Origin of the sequence: Carboxylicivirga litoralis, assembly GCF_025499605.1 — a bacterium.
In the GTDB taxonomy this organism is placed as follows: domain Bacteria; phylum Bacteroidota; class Bacteroidia; order Bacteroidales; family Marinilabiliaceae; genus Carboxylicivirga; species Carboxylicivirga litoralis.
Map to the genome: position 1 here is coordinate 337,580 of NZ_JAFMVC010000001.1, position 19,341 is coordinate 356,920.

The 19,341-nt window shown below is 39.6% G+C and carries 10 protein-coding genes; 5 read left to right on the forward strand and 5 right to left on the reverse strand.

Annotated elements, in window-relative coordinates:
- Window positions 1-87: 87 nt before the first annotated feature.
- From J1N10_RS01390 to J1N10_RS01410, 5 genes are all read left to right on the forward strand, one after another.
- Complete coding sequence (locus tag J1N10_RS01390; RefSeq protein WP_262324881.1) at window positions 88-2,901, forward strand: M16 family metallopeptidase; 2,814 nt, start codon at window positions 88-90, stop codon at window positions 2,899-2,901.
- 170 nt (window positions 2,902-3,071) lie between these two features.
- Entirely contained in the window at window positions 3,072-4,052 is a 981-nt protein-coding gene (locus J1N10_RS01395) for a CobW family GTP-binding protein (protein WP_262324882.1), read from the forward strand.
- Between the two features lie 44 nt (window positions 4,053-4,096).
- Window positions 4,097-4,726, forward strand: a complete 630-nt coding sequence (locus tag J1N10_RS01400) for an ABC transporter ATP-binding protein (protein ID WP_262324883.1) — start codon at window positions 4,097-4,099, stop codon at window positions 4,724-4,726.
- A 2-nt stretch (window positions 4,727-4,728) separates the two neighbouring features.
- Window positions 4,729-6,126: an ABC transporter permease gene (locus J1N10_RS01405; protein ID WP_262324884.1), complete on the forward strand. Its 1,398-nt coding sequence runs from the start codon at window positions 4,729-4,731 to the stop codon at window positions 6,124-6,126.
- A 61-nt stretch (window positions 6,127-6,187) separates the two neighbouring features.
- On the forward strand, window positions 6,188-6,658 hold the full coding sequence (locus tag J1N10_RS01410) for a hypothetical protein (protein WP_262324885.1): 471 nt from the start codon (window positions 6,188-6,190) through the stop codon (window positions 6,656-6,658).
- A 24-nt stretch (window positions 6,659-6,682) separates the two neighbouring features.
- Here the strand turns inward: J1N10_RS01410 and J1N10_RS01415 are convergent, their stop codons facing one another.
- The 5 genes from J1N10_RS01415 to J1N10_RS01435 all read right to left on the reverse strand — a co-directional run bounded on the left by J1N10_RS01415 (window position 6,683) and on the right by J1N10_RS01435 (window position 19,160).
- Window positions 6,683-7,225, reverse strand: a complete 543-nt coding sequence (locus tag J1N10_RS01415; protein WP_262324886.1) for a dihydrofolate reductase family protein — start codon at window positions 7,223-7,225, stop codon at window positions 6,683-6,685.
- 20 nt (window positions 7,226-7,245) lie between these two features.
- A complete protein-coding gene (locus J1N10_RS01420) occupies window positions 7,246-8,355 on the reverse strand; it encodes a BamA/TamA family outer membrane protein (RefSeq protein ID WP_262324887.1) in 1,110 nt (369 codons plus the stop codon).
- Window positions 8,356-8,484: 129 nt separating this feature from the next.
- Window positions 8,485-9,270 carry an EFR1 family ferrodoxin gene (locus J1N10_RS01425; RefSeq protein WP_262324888.1) on the reverse strand — a complete coding sequence of 262 codons (786 nt, stop codon included), beginning with the start codon at window positions 9,268-9,270 and terminating at the stop codon, window positions 8,485-8,487.
- A 670-nt stretch (window positions 9,271-9,940) separates the two neighbouring features.
- Window positions 9,941-10,816: a hypothetical protein gene (locus J1N10_RS01430; protein ID WP_262324889.1), complete on the reverse strand. Its 876-nt coding sequence runs from the start codon at window positions 10,814-10,816 to the stop codon at window positions 9,941-9,943.
- A gap of 46 nt (window positions 10,817-10,862) precedes the next feature.
- A complete protein-coding gene (locus tag J1N10_RS01435; protein ID WP_262324890.1) occupies window positions 10,863-19,160 on the reverse strand; it encodes a choice-of-anchor Q domain-containing protein in 8,298 nt (2,765 codons plus the stop codon).
- Window positions 19,161-19,341: the final 181 nt, after the last annotated feature.

Below are 19,341 nucleotides of genomic sequence, written 5' to 3' on the forward strand. Positions count from 1 at the left end.
CATTCCTACAAAACTTTAACTAGAATTCAGTTAAACAATCATATGCACTCCTGCGTAAATGCCTGAGTGTTAAAAAAAACTAACCAAATGAAGCAATTTTTATTTTTAGTGCTGATGTTCTGTATCATGTCGGGTACAGCAACTGCACAGTTTGATTTAAATGCACCGGTTCCTGTTGATCCTGAGGTTCGGACAGGTGTACTTGATAATGGATTGACGTATTATATCCGCCATAATCAGGAACCGAAAGAACGCGCCAGCTTTTACATTATTCAGAATGTAGGTGCTATTCTTGAAGATGATTCACAAGATGGTTTAGCTCACTTCTTAGAGCACATGGCCTTTAATGGCACCAAGCATTTTCCTGGTAAAGGAGTAATTTCTTCTTTGGAGCGCCATGGAGTCGCTTTCGGACGTAACATCAACGCCTACACAGCGCAAGACGAAACCGTTTATAACATCTCAAATGTACCAGTTGGACCAAATGGATTACTGGACACTTGTTTGTTGGTATTACACGACTGGTCAAACTATTTGCTTTTGGAAGAAGAAGAGATTGATGCCGAGCGAGGTGTGATCTCCGAAGAGTGGCGTACGCGTCGTAATGCTGGTTTCAGAACCCGCAACCAAATGATGCCAGCCTTATTAAATAACTCAAAATATGGCGAACGTGACGTCATCGGCGAATTAGATGTTATTAAAGGATTCGAATACGATGAATTACGCCGCTTCTACCACGACTGGTATCGTACCGATTTACAAGCCATTGCTGTCGTTGGTGATTTTGACGCAGCTGAAATGGAGCAAAAGGTGATTAAGCTATTCTCTAAGATTCCGGCCGTTGATAATCCTAATGAGCGTTACGAGATTAAGGTAGAGCCCAAAGCTGAGCCAACTTTTAAATTGGCTTTAGATAAAGAAAACCCTCAATCGAGCGTTTCCTTGTATGTGCGTCACCAGGCAGAAACTGCAGCTGACAAAAACCACAATACACTTCGTACAAATTACATGCAGAGCCTTATAAAAAGCATGATTAGTACACGCATTAATGAACTATTACAAAAAGGAAATCCTCCATTTATTAATGGTTCTGTCAGCTTTTATAATTACCCTCGTACGGTTGAGATGCTAAACATCAGCACAACGGCTAAAGAAAATGAAGAAGCAAAAGCATTTGAAGCCATCTTAACTGAAGTAGAGCGCATTAAACGCTTTGGGTTTACCGAAGGTGAGTTGGAACGCATGAAAGCTCAAATGCTAATGGGCTATGAAAACTACTACAAGCAACGTGATAAAATAAATCACGACAGCTACTGTAAAGAGATTGCTGATTTATATCTTGAGAATGTTCCAATGCCTGGTATTGAGTATGAATTCAAGTTTGCTCAGGCTATTATACCAAGCATCACAACACAAGAGCTACAGGATTACTTCAATACTATGTACACAAAAGAAAACCGTGTAGTCATTGTGACAGGTCCTGAAAAAGACGGTATTAAGCATTTAAACGAAACAGAAGCATTTGCTATTATCAGCAAAGTTGAGAATAATGCCAATATCGCAGCTTATGTTGATGAAGCTGTTAGCTCATCATTGGTTGAGGACCTACCTATTGAAGGCAAAATCGTGTCGGAGAAAGCACTACCTGAGTTTGATGCCGTTGAATGGACACTAAGCAACAACACTAAAGTTGTTTATCGTTATGCCAACTACAATAAAAACCAGGTGGCATTGAGCAGTTACAGTAAGGGTGGTTCCTCGTTGTACGAAGTGGTTGATTTACCAACAGCCAGCATGGCTAGCGATTTTGTACCTGCATTTGGTATTGGTAACTATGATGCTATTGCTCTTCAAAAAGCGCTTACTGGCAAAAATGCAAAGGTTTCATTTGACATCAGCGGTTTATCAGAATCTATTAGTGGCAGCTGTCGAACACAAGACTTTGAAACCATGATGCAGCTGGCCTATCTTCACTTTGAGCAACCACGTTTCGATGAAGAGGCTTTCAATGCTTTGATGGCACGATACATGGCATATGTGGCTAACATGGGCGATAATCCTAAAAAAATAATGCAGGATAGCATAAGCCAAATTCGCACTAACTACCACGAGCGTAACCTAACATTCGACACAGACTACCTGAAAAAAGTTTCGTTCAATCGCATGGAAGAAATTTACAGAGAGCGCATTAGTAATGCCTCTGACTTTACATTCTTCATTGTTGGTGATATTGAAAAAGACCTGGCTAAAGAAATGACTGCCAAATACATCGGTGCTATTTCTTCAAACGACACAAAAGAAACCTGGAGAGATAACAATGTAAACGGTCCTGAAGGTATCACTCAAAAAACCATTCCTGTTAAGCTCTCAGAACCCAAAGCAACCGTGCAGATTTTCTACAACGGAGCATTGGATTATACTCCTGAAAACCGTCTGGGAATGTCATTCATCAGTGCAGTTCTTCGTTTACGATACACCGAAAGCATTCGCGAGAAGGAAGGTGGAACCTATGGTGTAGGTGTTAATGCATCGGTTAACCACTTCCCAAAATCAGAAGGTACAGTAGCCATTCAGTTCGACTGTGACCCTGAGCGCGCCAATGATTTGATTCCATTGGTATATGCCGAGATTGATAAACTTACTAAATCAGGTGCATCAACCGAAGATCTGGATAAAACACGTAAGAATATCCTTAAAAGTCGTGCCGAAAGCAAAGAGCAAAACAGCTATTGGCTAGGTAATATCCGTAGCTATTACGTCAATGGCACCAATATGACTTTAGCCGAAAACTATGAAGATATTGTAGAAAACATGAATGCTAAAGACATTAAAAAGCTGGCGAAGAAATTCTTTAAGAAAGCTGATAAAATTGAAGTAGTATTTGTTCCAAAAGAGGACTAGTCCATAAAAACCAACATAAAAAAAGGCAGCCTATGAGCTGCCTTTTTTTGTTACCATCCTCCAAATAGAATTACAAATTAAAAACTTATTAACAAAAACACGCTTTCAGGCTTAGGATGTAAAGGCTATATTTGCAACAATGTTGCATTTAATCACCTAATACACATCCAATGGATAATAAAAAAATACCGGTCACAATAATCACTGGTTTTCTTGGAAGCGGCAAAACCACCCTTCTGAATAATATCATTCAGAAACACAAAGACAAGAAATTTGCCATCATTGAAAATGAGTATGGAGACATTGGTATTGATAGTGACCTTATTATCAACAATGATGAAACGATATTTGAACTAAACAATGGTTGCATTTGCTGTTCTTTGCAAGATGGTTTTCAAAATACAATCAGCAGCTTATTAAACAGCTCACACAACTTTAACCACCTGTTGATTGAAACAACTGGCATAGCCAATCCCGATTCGGTCATCAGTACTTTTATTGCCACCGAAGAAATTCAGAAACAGTTTATAATCGACAGTGTTATATGTGTGGTTGATGCCGTTAATATTGAAGACTTTATTAACGAACAAGCTGAAGTACGTAAGCAACTGGCGCTGGCCGACATCACACTCATCAACAAATCCGAATCGGTGCATCAGGATTATTTGAACACAATACAAAAGCTTATTGGTGACCTCAATCCGATGACACACACTCACACTGTTTCCTATTCTAACATCGATGATATCAATATGCTGGATAACTGCTACTTCACGAGTCAAGCCATAGAACGCAAAACGATTAATTTCTCACTTGCCAATGGATTCAGGCTTGATAAACTGATGAACCAACACGATATCTCAACAGAAGGCTTTATCTTGACGGAAAATATCGATATGGAAAAATTTGAGACCTGGCTCAAAGGCTTTCTGTTCTTCAATAGTCATTCTATATTTAGAGCAAAAGGTATTTTAAGCGCTCCCAATTCAAATCAAAAACTAATCTTTCAATCCATCAAGACATCGTACCAACTGGGATACGGGAAAGACTGGGGCCAGGAGAAACGCTTTTGTAAATTGATAATTATCGGGAAATACATCGACCGGGATATGATAGAAAGCAGCTTAAAACAATTAATTGTTAAAGCATAAGGTATACTCACACTGATTGACAATCACACAAAAATAGGACACCTATGATATCAACCAAAGACTTAACCATAGATTATAAACGAGGAAAGCAACTCTCTTTTCAAGACATCCAAATTAATAAAGGAGAACAGTGGCTATTAAAGGGTAATTCTGGTACTGGCAAAACCACACTACTACATATGCTGTCAGGCATACTATGCCCTTCTTCAGGTACGATCATTGTCAATGGGATTAATTTTAATCAACTTAACCAATCTAAGAAGGATACATTCAGGGCTAATACCATTGGCCTGATCTTCCAAAAAAACTTGTTTGTTTCATCATTAAACATGTATAGCAACCTGGTGATTGCCCGTAAACTGGCCGGTCAAAGCATTGATAAAAAAGCCATACTTCAATTAACGGATGAATTGGATATATCGGCTTTATGCGATAAAAAACCTTTTGAGTTAAGCCAGGGCGAACAACAGCGCTTCTCAATCGCTCGCGCTTTAATAAACCAACCCAAGGTTATATTGGCCGATGAACCCACATCGAGCCTGGACGACACAAATTGCCAACGATTTATCGATACCATCACCAAGGTATGTAAGCAGCATGATGTGACCCTATTGGTTGCCACGCACGATAATCGATTTAACACACAATTTAAAAACACGATACATCTAGCATAAGCATGAAAGAAATACTTAAACTTGCTATCGCTCAGTTACGAGCCAAACCATTCAATACCTCTTTAAGCATTGTAATGTTCACTATTGGCATGAGCATTATTTCCATTCTTATGCATTTTGAAAACCACACGCAAAGCAGGATGCAAAACGATATTGCCGGCATTGATTTGGTGGTTGGTGCCAAAGGCAGTCCACTTCAACTGGTTTTATCGTCAGTTTTTCATGCCGATTATCCTACCGGTAATATCAGCTTGCAGGATGTCGATAAAATTAATCAGCATCCACTGGTTAAACAGACCATACCAATTGCGTTGGGCGATAATTATAAAGGCTACAGAATTGTAGGTTCGAATAGTGAGTACCCCCAGCTTTATGAGGCTAAACTATCTGACGGCCAATGGAACAGCAACGCCATGGAAGTGACACTTGGTGCTAAAGTAGCCGCCCAAACAGGACTAAAGCCAGGCGACCAGTTTACTGGAGTGCATGGCTTTATGGAAGTAGGTCACCACCACGATGAGGATATATATACCGTTACCGGTATTATGGAAAAGAATCATTCGATCATCGATCAGCTTATTCTGACAAAGGTAGAAAGCGTGTGGGCAGTGCATGACAATGGACACGAGGCCTGCACGCATGAACACCACGAAGAATGTGACCACAACCAACAGCATGAGAGTAATCACGAACACCATGAAGGCTGCAGCCATAATCATTCAGATGAACATCAACATAATGCTTCATCTTCGCTGGAAAATGTGCTTGCCAAGGTTGATAACAATGAAGAGTTAAGTGCTGAAGAAATGCAGGTTTTCAATGAGCACAGAGGTCATTTGTCTGAAAAACAGCTTAAGGCGAATGAGGCGATTACCTCGTTACTGGTGTTTTACAAGAGCCCCATGGCAGCGACTACCCTGCCACGCATCATTAACCAGAATACGGTGATGCAAGCAGCTTCACCTGCTATTGAATTAAATCGTTTATTGTCGTTAGTTGGCATTGGCTTGACAACACTTAGATTATTGGCATGGATTATCATTATCTTTTCAGCCTTCAATCTGTTGATTCATATGCTCAATCGTCTTAACCAGGAATTAAATGAGCTTGCTCTGCTGAGAGCTCTCGGCATATCGCGATTCAAATCATTGCTTTTATTACTGTCGCATGGCCTCTTATTAGTACTAAGTGGTTGGATGCTTTCTATTGTTACAACCAGAATTGCCCTATTGGCTCTATCTCATTTTATCGAACACATCGACTTTTCAATCGTTCAACCCTTGTTGAAAGGTGAGTATTATTTATTAATCTATGCCGCTGCAATTGGCGTATTAGCCGCTCTTATTCCGGCTATAAAGGCTTACAAAACTAACATCCATTTCCTGCTCAATAAGCTTTAAACAAACTCGTGTTAATTTTTTGGTTGTACTTTAGTCCTCAGGATTTCGTAACATATAGAAAATGAAGAAAATAATTGCTTTATTACTCCTCACAATAGTTGTACAAATAAACTTGTCAGCTCAAACCAGCAAAACAAATGATGCGTGGGACTTATTACTGAATGATGTAAAAGTACGTTTTCTCTATTCTATCACCTATAACACGTATCTGCCCAGGCCTAAGTTTGGCAAAGAACTAAAGCAACTGAATGGAGCGGAAATTACTGTCAAAGGCTTTTTTCTGCCGGTTGATGTAACAGGCAGTGTCTTTGTGCTGTCGTACAACCCAATGAATACTTGCTTCTTTTGCACTGGCTCGGGCATCGAAACCATTATTGAGATCAATCCAAAAGATGACCACATTAAAAAGTTTAAAAACTTAAAAACAGACAATTACATACAAGTAGAAGGCACATTAAAACTGAATGCCAAAGATTATGAACACCTGGTGTATGTATTAGATAATGTGGAGTTGGTGAAAGTAATTAAATGAGTTTCAAATTAGTACTTTTACCAACTAATCTCGTTTCCTTTTGTATCGAATCTGCGGTACCTTATCCAAATACACTTTAGAAGAAACATACTCAAAGTCTAGCGGCTGAACTAAATCACCAAATAATGTATAGCCTCCGCCCAGCAGCACTGGAATGGTGGTAATAATTAAATCATCGATTAAATCTTCCTTTAAAAAGTTTTGAATGGTATTACCCCCATCGATATACAAACGGTGATAACCACGCCAATTTAATTGCTCTACTATCTTGGGTATTGTTCCTTTCACGAGTTCAGCTTTACCGGTAAATTCTTCGGGAATACTTTCCAACGAAGCGCTCAATATAAATACAGGCTTGGTATAAGGCCACGGACAATCAAACCCGCATACCGTTTCAAAAGTTACGCGCCCCATAACAATGGCATCTACTTCGCTCATAAACGATTCGTAGCCCATATCTACCTGGTCGGGGTTAGGAATACTGAACAACCAATCTAAACCACCATCTTTATCAGCGATATAACCATCGAGGCTGGTGGCGATAAATACCTTATTTCTTTTTTCCATCGACTTAAATATCAATTAATCTAACGAGCCCAGGCATGGCCAACTACCAGGTAAAAACCAAAATCATCATTACTCCAGGCGAAATCCATTCCTCCGCTTAAACCAAACACACGCGCTATGAGATAACGAAATCCTGTACCTATAGTACGAACCGATTGATTTGTCTTCAACCATCCTTCTTCCAATGGAGAGGTAATACCCATTCCCGTAAACCCGAGTACCTCCCAACGGTAATTCAGCTTATAATTAGCCTGTAACTCCAACAGATTTGTATTATTTCCCTGATATTTAGCTGCCGGGACACCACGCATATTTATGCCTGGTATAGACCAAAAAGGTGTATGCTTGCTGGCATACTGTGTTTCCAACCTTGCTCCAAGCGTTGCTCTATCGCTTAAATCACCAAAAGCCAAGATCACTCCAGTCAGGCGGCCGTATTGGCCTGCTCCCCCCATCCAATCATCACTATAGGTTCCTTTTATCTGAGCATAAACTCCTTTAGATGGCGAAAAAACATTATCACGCGTATCAAAATCAACCATTAACGACAATTCGCTTAGTGTAGAATTAAACTGTTTACCAGTATACTCCGGTATATCTATTGGTAATTTAAAGGTATTAGTGCCATCGTAATAAAAGTAGCGACCGCCAACAAAGAAATCGGACTTACCCAAACGAAACTTAAGCTGCTGGATACTCATCCAGGTATCCATATTCATCTCAATAGGAGTTGACAATATATTATTTGGCCCATAATAGTCAATGTTGACATAGCCTTTCATAACGGCACCCATATATCGTATCCTGTCCTGTTTCCAAAAGCCAAGGTGAAAAAGCCCGCCAAACCAGGTGCCATTCTCTGTAAAACCGCCAAAGCCACTGGTGATATCGGGTATATTTCCTTTTTCCATGATAGAGCCATGAAAATAAGACAAGGCCATTCCACCACCATATCCAACTGCGGGTTCAGTTATAAACATAGGAACGGGCAGTACCCCTTTCTTCTCGGTCAGAAAAGTACTCATGTCAAGGGCATTGTCAAGCGTGTCTCTGAATGTGGATGTTTTTGCTTGTGAAAAGACAACAACATTAATCAAGCTGCAGCCCAGAATAAGAAGAAACTTTCTCATTTTAGTTGGTTAATTTGGTGGTTAAAAATTAGCTGAACGAGTATTTCAAATGACTTCAAAAAACATATCGTTCTTAACAAACGTACTAATAAATTATATAAGTTTCTATACAAAAAGACAATGCGGCTATCAAATAAAATACTCTGGCTCTTTTCGTTCCGAACAATTGGTATAGAGTCGATCCCTAATTTCATCTATCATGGCGTTATCCAAGACTCTGGCCTGTTCGGGACAATAACGGGTGCAGGCACAACAAACAGTGCATTGTGCTCCGTTAGTCTCAAGCGTTTCGGACATAGTAATTGCATTTGTAAGACATACACCGACACAAATTCCACATTTGGTGCATCGCTCAGGAACGGTAGTAGGGTAAATTGTAGCGGGCATTTGTTTATAGGGTTTATAGGGGTAGTTGCCTTGAATAGCAGGCTCAACACACCCCCCTTCTACCTCCAGCTTCTGACTAATAAGGTCTGCAAAATCTTTACATTTCTGCAAATCATCGCTATCGGGACGATGCTGAGCAATTGGTTGTGCTTTGGTTGAATAGGAGTGTTCGCCAATAAAAGCCGCTGCAGCTAACACCTTAAAACCACCATCATGCACAATGTTGTTAAGTTCCAGCAAGGCATCATCGTAATCGCGGTTGCCATATACAACCACAATAACTACCGGCGACTGATTGCCCTTCAATTGTTTAAGATTTTTAATGATTTGTTGTGGCAAACGCCCACCATACACAGGCAAGCCTATTATAGTGAGACTATCAGCTGATACCGTATGCAACAATCCCACAGGTTCCTTGGCCAGGTTGGTTTCTGAAGTGGGCTCCAACTCAATATGCCGGGCTATTTCATTAACAATTGTTTTGGTAGTTTGCGTTGGCGAGTAATAAATGATGTTTATGCTCTTCATTTTCGTTAATCGTGTTTATCGGCATCACTACATTCAGTATCTGTTTTCAACCAGTCAGAACGCTTAACTATTGTGTTGCCTTATTTTTCATCTTAAATACATGTATAACTATCACTATTTCGATAGAAATACCTCTTTTATCAAATTCTATTCTTCTACTCGTTTCCTGAGAAGAAATAGTAATTACAAACTGCTAATATCCGTGCTTTCGCAACAGATTTCCTTAGTTTCAGAAGGATTAAGGTTAACAACAAGGAAAGGTGGCGAAGCAAATTGACCTTTCATCCCTTTCTCAAACATATCCTTTTAACAAACCTCTTGTATAACTTGATTAGAACAAGCTGAGACGAATATCACCAAAACAATTGCAGGTATAATTTCATCTGGTTTTTTTTATGAAACACATCGTTTATTTATACAGTCATATATTTGCTCATTACAAAATCCAAAAGTGCACAATATATACCATTTGAGCATGCATTGTACACAATCATATGTTATATCACACGATATAAAAAACTCACTTCTACAAGACCCCTGTTAATCTCGCATCTTATTTAATCTTCGGTTTTAAATTTTGTTTTACGGTTGCACTATCGTACAAACCTGCCGAAAGTAAAAAAGGCTGCCCTAAATAACAAGACAGCCTTCATATCATATAAAAACTAAGTTAAAATCGCAAACCTATATTAACAATAAAACCGCTCATATTGGTGACTCCCATTTCCATAATACTGCCCGATGATTGCTTACTGGCAGGTACATTACCAATCCGGTTTTCGAAAGGCGCAGCCTGCTTCTCAATATAGTCTGAGCTGCCCAGGTAATAGATGCCTTCGATAAAAAAAGCAGTTTTACGACTTGGGAAAACAATGCCTCCGCCCACAAATGGTTCAAAAGCATCTTTCCAGAGTAAATCGCCGCTCTCACTAACAGATCTATTCGTATAAAAACCCTGATTGAGAAGATCATCAATTAACAGGTCCCACTGCTCGTAATAAGCCTGGTTAGTGAATTTACCACTTTGCTCATAAGTAGCAGTGAGGGCATGGCGGTACTCCACTCCCCCCTTGGCAAAGAACTCCCAGTTACCGGCAAAGGCATTTAGCTTAATAGCAATTGGCACATTAAGCAGCGCCAAATCTTGCGACTCTTCCAGTTCATTAGCTGAAAACCGATAACTAACATCATCCCCTTCACTATCTACACCTTTTAGGGTTGTGGCATACGATTCAATACTACCTTTAAATGAACCAATAAAATAACTGGCACCTGTTTCAATACCAACATATTTAATGGGTCGATACTCAATAAAAAAGCCCCCATTTAAAGGAGTAATTGCTTCTCCTGAGTAAGAATCCAAATCATTATCCCAAAGCATCTGACCGCCTCCGGCTTTCAGTCCCCAATATACTTTTTTATAACGTTTCTCTGGTTTTACCGGTTTATTCTGCTCTACAGCCACCGCAGTAGAATCTGTTTGTGCATCTACTGTAGTTAACAGCAACATACATCCGAGTACGATATATAGAATTTTCTTCATCATCAATTTAATTAAGAGTGAGAGGCACATGGCCTCACACTCATTTTATCTACTTCTGAATAATAATTTTACGTTTCTCAACCAAGCCTTCGGCCTGTACCTCTAACACATAAACACCCGGTTTTACGTTGGTATCATCGTAATCAATCAACCTGGTATTTGTGTACTCGTTCTGAGATACCAAATGACCTGCGATATCGTACAATCGCACAACGGTTTTATCTTGCTGTTGAGGCAATTTAATAACCAGTTGCTGGCTTCGCTGAACAGGATTCGGATGTACGCTCATAGCCTTTAATCCGCCACCTTCAACTGTAAGTGTATCGGAATAAACAGTACAGCCTGATTTAGCATCAAGAGCCGTTACAAATACATCACCACTGATATTAGCCAAATCAAAATATTGCTTAGTGTCTTCCACATTATCACCAATATACCATTTGAAATCAGAAAATTGCTGTTCCGAATTATCTACAAATACCACATCATCCCATTTATCTTTTAATAGTATCTGATTGCTCAATTTCAGATCCAGTGTTACATCTTTGGTTATTGAGTTGCCACACATATCGTTCACAACCATGGTATACACACCGGCATACTTTTCAGAGAATCGTTCCACATTAAGATTTGGAGAATATAGGTCATCCGAATAAACAGTACCTTCTCTCATCCATTTATAACCAGCCAGGTAATCGCCATCAAACGTAACAGGCAAGTCAACGGCATCAAACAAGCATAAGTCTAATTGACTAGCTTCAGGTTTGATTACAGCCGGCTTACAACTTCTGATGGTAAATGAGAACTTAACATCTGTTGTTGGAATTTTGCTGTTGTAGGCAAACTCAATAGCTTCTGCCGGAATTTCAATGGTGTATGTTTCATCAAAAGCCATTGGATTATTATGATTAAGGTTAAGCTTAATACCCTGATCCACTAACTCGGTTTCATAAAACACTTTCTCTGGTGTCATAACAACCGCATCATAATCCACTACTTTAATAGCCTGGTTAAAACTGATGCTTATTGGTGCATCATATTCCACATCCACAGCATCGTGACCGGGCGTAAAGCTTACTGCTTCTATTTTGCCTAACTGATAAGGGCCAACCTCAGAAGCACCTATATCAACCTGACCATAGAATGAACGGCTCTCATTCTTATATAAATCCATATAAGCAAAACCAGGCAAATAAGTATCGGTACCCTGGTTGTAACATGAGCTAAACTTACCAAGACGATAATCCTTATTGGCGGCATCCATAAAATCAGGATTGCCTTCTACAATATTGGTTCCCGCATATCCATTCTCAATACATGAGTAACTTGCCTCTGCATCGCTCAATTGCGTTCCGGTGTTGCCATACAAAATTGTATTCAACACATCTCCAGGCGATTTTATGCCTGATGTATTGGCCGTTACAGTGGCATTAACCATTTCGAGTTTCGAATTGACATCGCCATAAACAACGGCATCTGTAGAGGTATTATTATCAATTTGCGAATTATACACATACACCTCCGAATTAGCATTGTAAATAGCTGCTCCATTACCACTCTTATTGTCCGACAGGTATGAATTCAATACCTGGTATGATGCATAATTCGCATTGATGGCGCCGCCATTGTTGGCATCGGCATTCGCTTTTGTGAGAGTAAAACCATCAATCACAACACCTTCAACCGGCTCCTGCGAATTACCAGTAATGGTGATTAAGTTTTCTGAGTTATCACTATCATCATCCTGAGTTCCGATATCACCACTAATAATAGTATGGTCTTTATTGCTGAAACGCTCATAACGTTGTGTTTCTGTTCCGGCAAAGCCCCCATATAATCCAATATACGAAGTAAGGTGTAGCGTTTCACTACGGCTGGTGCCGGATGTCACCTTATAGGTTCCATTGGCCACCCATATTTCATCACCTTTAACTGCCGCATCAACAGCTTCATTAATCGTTCCAAAGGCATTATCCCATGATGAACCATTGCCAGTTGAACCGGCTTTAACATACAATGGTTGTTCACTTCCAATATAAAAAGTAGCAATGTCCGACCAATAGGTATAAGCTTCAGTTTGAACACCAACCTTCCACTGGTAGCCCTGGCGATAATCAAAGTTGAACGATAACATTCCCCAATATCCTAAATTATCCACCTTCTCATATACCTTGGTTTCATCATCAACATCCCAGGATTTAAAGCTCATCTTGTACTCTGTTGCATCCATTGCATTAGGATCAGGCGTTACACCATCTATATCAGCTCCCAATGTCCAGGTATAACCCAATACACCAGAGGGACTCTCGGGCGATTTATCAGCCGGACGAACGGTTTTAGGATACGATGCTTCATACGCCCCCATATCAACAACACCCCAGCTTACACGGCCAATACCATCCAAGTCGTAACGAACACCGTCAGGTATTGAATCGTTGAAGCCAGCATTAATGGCTGGTGAATTGGGCTGTAATCGGTAGTTACCATTTTCAGCATCCACAAACAAAGGATCTTCATTGATTACTGCATCGCCATTATTCATCCCTTCAATACATGAATACACATATTCACTTTCGTAATATCCGGAGACATTACGTTCTCCATTGTTCCATATGATTGAGTTACTTACATAAAATACACCTCTACTATTGCTGTTTAGGCCACCACCATCATAAGCCGCTTTATTATCAACTATTGTACTGTTATTTACATAAACATCACATTCATAAGCACCCACAGCCCCCGAATTATTGTTACTAATATTTCGGGTTAATAATGAATTATTGATTCTCATGGTTGATCTCGTAAACACACCTGCTCCAACACTTTCAGATGTATTATCTCTTACAATCAAATTATTCAATTCAACGTAACCACCCTTCGAATTAAGTCCTGCAACCTGACCATAATTGTGACTTCCTTCAGCAACCCCATTACAAATTGTTAATCCATCAATTATAAGCGTATCTGTTTCCTGCAACGCTACCTCTATTATACGATGCGCATTATCAGTAGTCACATTCGGCAATCCAATATCACCACTTAACAATGTTAATTCAGGATTCAGTTTTCTATCTGTTAAATAGACTTCCGACCCTTTAAAACCACCGTAGATTTTCAGTTGCTTATTTATCTCAAATGATTCGGTACGATCATCTGCTTTACTAGGATAATAAGTTCCTGCTGCTATCCATATTTCATCGCCAGGTACAGCTTCGTTTATCGCATCCTGCAGGTTACCAAAAGCATAATCCCATCGGTCGCCATAGCCACTCGAACCTTCTTTAACCTTTATGGCATAATAATGAGTTAAGGAAAATGACATTACCTGCGAGGGTATTTCTTCACCATTCATAATAGCTATAACCTGCCACTGATATTCATTACCATTGCTTAAGCTTGCGGTATAACTCATTTCGGTGAGGTCGGCAACGATTGTTTTGTCATTACTATCTGTCCAGTATTCTAAACGATAGCTTTCAAAACCAGGATCAGTAACCCCTTCAGGCATGCCCCATTCAAAAGTAACATCAGTACCTAAAAAGACCCCTTTTATTATTTCGTGGCTTACCGGACTTGTTGCTATTGGTGTTATCACCCCACCTTCGAAGCAGCCCATATCTACCACCTCTTCAAGAATACGCTCACCACCGGCAAAATCGGTAGTTATAGCATCAGGTATTGAATCATTTATCCCGGCGTTAATACCTGGCGAAAGAACTTGTAAGCGGTAATCGCCATTTTCTGCATCGACAAATAATGGATTACCAACAATATTTCCGTCACCATAATAAGACTCTTCGAGTAATGAGTATGTTACCTTGGCTCCATAAACATTATTACTTGTGTTACCTGTATTGTTGCATATTATTGAGTTAACAGCCTCCAGGCCTTTTGTATCATTATCGCTATAAATACCACCTGCATTATTACTTGTGTTATTATACACCACCGAATTAATCAGTTTGGTGGTTCCTGTCTCATGATGCACTGTAGTACCATTGTTATCAGGAGCTGTATTATTACTAATGATCGAATTAGTAATAATAATATCTGCACCATTGTTATAAAGAGCACTTCCCCTATTATCACTCTTGTTTTCTTGTATCCAGGTATTATTTAACAACAGAGTACCTCCTGTTGCATATACTCCACCTCCGTATTGGTGCCCGCTATTCCAATAATTTGAGTTACCATCTTGAATGATAACACCATCAATCCAAGCTGAATCAGAAGCTAACATTTCACATTCAACAACATGTGTGCTGTTATCTTCCTGAGATGTTAGGTCATTGATTTCACCGCTTAAAATGGTTGAATTCGTGTTCCAATTGCGTTCTGTTAATAGAGTTTCAGTACCATTAAAACCACCATACAGCTTAAAGCCATTTTGTAAGGCAAATACTTTCAAGCGATCCGATTCGGCAGGTTTATAAGTGCCTGCTGCTATCCAAAACTCATCGCCTCCAACAGCACTTTGCATAGCTTCTTGCAGATCTCCAAAAGCACTTCCCCATGAAGTTCCATCCCCGGTTGCCCCTTCTTTTACATATATCGGATGATTATGAGGCACATTAAATGACTGTATCAGGCCATTAATAACATCACCTCCCACAACATGGGTTACAATGCGCCACCTCACTATGCTACCAGCATTTACCGTAATATTTGTAAACTCGTTAGGAGTATAAGTGGTTTTCATTTCGCCATCATTCAGCCAGTAATCGATTGAGTAGGACTCTACATCAGGTTTTGTAACTCCTTCTTCCCATTCCCACGACAACAGCACATAACTACTTGCTGCATCAATTTCAATTACTTCATTATTATAAGGCTCTTTTACCAGAGGGGTAACAATGCCACCCTCTAACACTCCCATATCAACCTCATCGTTGATAATACGGTTGTTACCTCCAAAGTCCTGCTTCAGTGTTGCCGGTAATTTTGTTTTATCTCCGGCATCAATACATGGTGACAAATAATGTAAACGGTAATCACCTTCGTCTGCATTGATAAACAAAGGATCTGAGTTAATATTACCATTACTTACACTTCCTCCTTGAATACATGAATTGGTAACATCTATAGCTGAAACACCACTTTCCATGTTAGTATTACCCCATATGATGTTGTTGGTAAATAAACCGTTACCGGTAATCATTATATTCGCCTCATTATTAACAAAAACGCAATTACTCAAGTGATTTTGCGCCCTGTACCCATCCACAACATATGTCCACTCAGCCTTGTTTTTACTAAAAATTGTATTGTAACAATTAAGCTGTCCACCTTTGTTTTCGATAGCTGCACCATCGTAGGCTCGGTTGTTATCAAAGATACAGTTAAGCACATTGGCTGTACCTTTATTTATGTGCATTCCTCCACCTTCACTATAACTATATGCATCTCTAATAATCAGGCCATCAAAAGTTGCAACATTCCCATGCTCGTTGCTATAGTAAATAATTCTATTGGTATTATCTGAGTCATCCAGCTTATCACCAATTTCACCACTTAATACCGTTTTATTTAATCGCCAGTTACGCTGGTCAATACTTTCTTCATCACCAGCAAATCCACCAATCAATTTAACGCCTGTTGTTACATCAAAACTAGCCTCTCGATTAAGATCATCAGTGGTCGTATAGTATGTACCGGCGGCAATCCAAATTTCATCACCATTAACAGCCAGCGCCAAAGCTTCATTGATGGTTCCAAAGGCATTGGCCCAACTACTTCCATCACCGCTACCTCCTTCTTTGACAAAGTAAGGCGTATCCTGAGCTATGGAGAATGTGCTGATTTCAGAGTAGTTGACATCTCCTGATTCGGCAATAACACCCGAACGCCACGTGTACTCCTTAGCGGCAGCCAAACTAAGATTGATTGTAAAATCGGTGCTTACTTCAGCTCGTGTAACAGCACCATCTTTCTCCCAATACTCAATAATGTATTTAGAGATGGTGTAATCGGCCTCAGTCATCCAACCTCCTGTTAAGTCAAGTGGGTAATTGGCCTCACTGGTTTTAAACACTGTACCGTTGGCAGGAGTATTGGCAACAGGACAGATAACTGCGCCTTCAAAAGCTCCCATATCAACTATATTATCCTGTATACGTTCTTTTCCGGCAAAATCTTTTACCAACCAGCCTGGAAGCGAATCGTTACAAGCCGAATTGATACCAGCGGATGCACTATTAAGTCGGTAATCATCGTTATCGGCATCAACAAAAATGATTTTATCACTAATATTCTCATAGCCATAATCTCTGTCAAATCGGTTATAATTAGTTTTTGAGCTACTACATTCGTAATAATTATATTGCGAAACGTTATTAGTGAAAATTGAATTACTAACACTATTGACATTATCAACGGCACTTGTTTGGTATGCTGAGTTTGAATCAAAAACAGAATTTATAATGGCAGAGTTGCCACTTAACATACTTATAGCACCGCCATCGTCTGCCGAATTATTTTTAAAAATACAGTTAGCAATAACAGTCTCGCTATTATTTAACACAATGGCACCGCCATCTTCATCGGCTTCATTATTTTTAAATAGCACATTACTAATAATCTGGCTGCCATTATTAACCATTAAACCGGCACCCATACTGCCATCACCGCGCCAATCTCCCGCAAATCCATCCTGAATAATAAAACCATCAAGAATAATGGAGCCTCTGGCATTGATAACCATAACATGTTTCGAGTTATCTTGTTTTTTGGCGACATCGCCAATGTTTCCGCTCAGAATTGTTTTATTGACCAAAGCATTGCGCTCGTCTAAGCTTGCTTCATTACCTTTAAAACCACCATAAAGCTTAACGCCGGTTGCTACATTAAAGCTAACTTCTCTATCTCCAGTTGATGATGGCAAATAAGTACCTTCGGCGACCCATATTTCATCTCCATCAACAGCCACATTCAAAGCCTGATGAATATCTCCAAAAGCATTAGCCCATGATGAACCATCGCCTGTTGCACCAACCTTTACAAAATATGGTGTTCCAGTAGGCAATGAAAAGTAGCTTACCTGAGAATAATTTATGGTACCGTCGTCTAACTCAACACCATAGCGCCAGCTTACATTCTGTCCTACTGTAAATGATGTGCTATACGCCAGATCACTTCCTACATCAACTGAGGTGATATTGGCAGGGTTATTCCAATACTGAATAAAATACCTGACGATTGAATAATTGGGTGTCGCAGGCCATTCTCCTGTAAAATTAACAACGCCAGTCCCTCCATTACTTGCGATAGTTTCAAAATTAGCGGGACTTACGGTCGCAGGTGTTATAGTTCCACCTTCTGACGGTCCTGCATCAATGATATCATTAACTAATCGAGCATTACCAAAATAATCGGTGTCAACGCCTTGCATATATGAATTATCACCAGCATCAATGGCAATTGCATTGTATCTTAACCTAAAATCACCATCCATTAAACTAATAAAACCTGGATCTGTCGATTTAACATTAGAACGTTCAATAAGACCATACGTCGCTCTTCTGGCTCCGGTATTGTTCAATGTTTCAACAAAAATAGAGTTGGCAACAACGGCATTGCCAGAATTATAGCTATATAAATCAACGCCAAAACCTTCAGCACTTGTACCATAGTCGGCTTCAGATTTATCCATTACATTATTATACCACAAACAGTTATAAAAACTACCTTCTCTTTGAACATAGGCTCCAGATCCCATATAAGCAGTATTTGAGGTAAATATGCAATGCACAAAAACAGGATTTGAGCCATCTTTACAATATACTCCACCACCATCATTACGGGCCTTATTGTTATCAAACACTACATTAATAACAAAAGGGGATGCATTTTCGCAACGCATTCCTCCACCGCTACCAGCTTCCCATCCATAAATCTGATTATTACCATGCTGCACGATAAAACCATCAAATATGGTAGACTTATTAATAACATTATACTCGGATCCAATGGCCTTTACCACTGTGTAGGTATTGTCGCTCTGATCTAACGGCATACCAATATCACCACTAAGTATAGTTTGATACTCGTGCCAATTACGCTCCTCCAGGCTAGTCTCCGTTCCAATGAAGCCACCATAGAGCTTTACACCTGGCTGAAGTTCAAAAGAAATAGTCCGGTCATCAGATGTGGTAGGTTTATATATCCCTTCAGCTACCCATATTTCATCTCCACTAATGGCATCAGCCAAAGCTAATTGAAGATCAGAATAGACAGTTGATTGTGATTGCCAGGCATTACTCACGTCATTAGGCTTTACATACCTAATGGTAGACATGGCATTTGAGGTAATCGTACATAAGAGTATTAGAACTATTATGCTACGCATGTTGATGTATTTCATTTTATAATAATAAGTAAGGTTGTCATTGTTAAGAAAACGCACAAATATACATTCATTAAGTAAAGTAGACTTATACGCCCATCTGTTCAAATAGTTATAAACTTAGACCACATACCATGCACAAAAGTATAAATCTCCCGAAACGCCTGTTACAAACAACTATTAA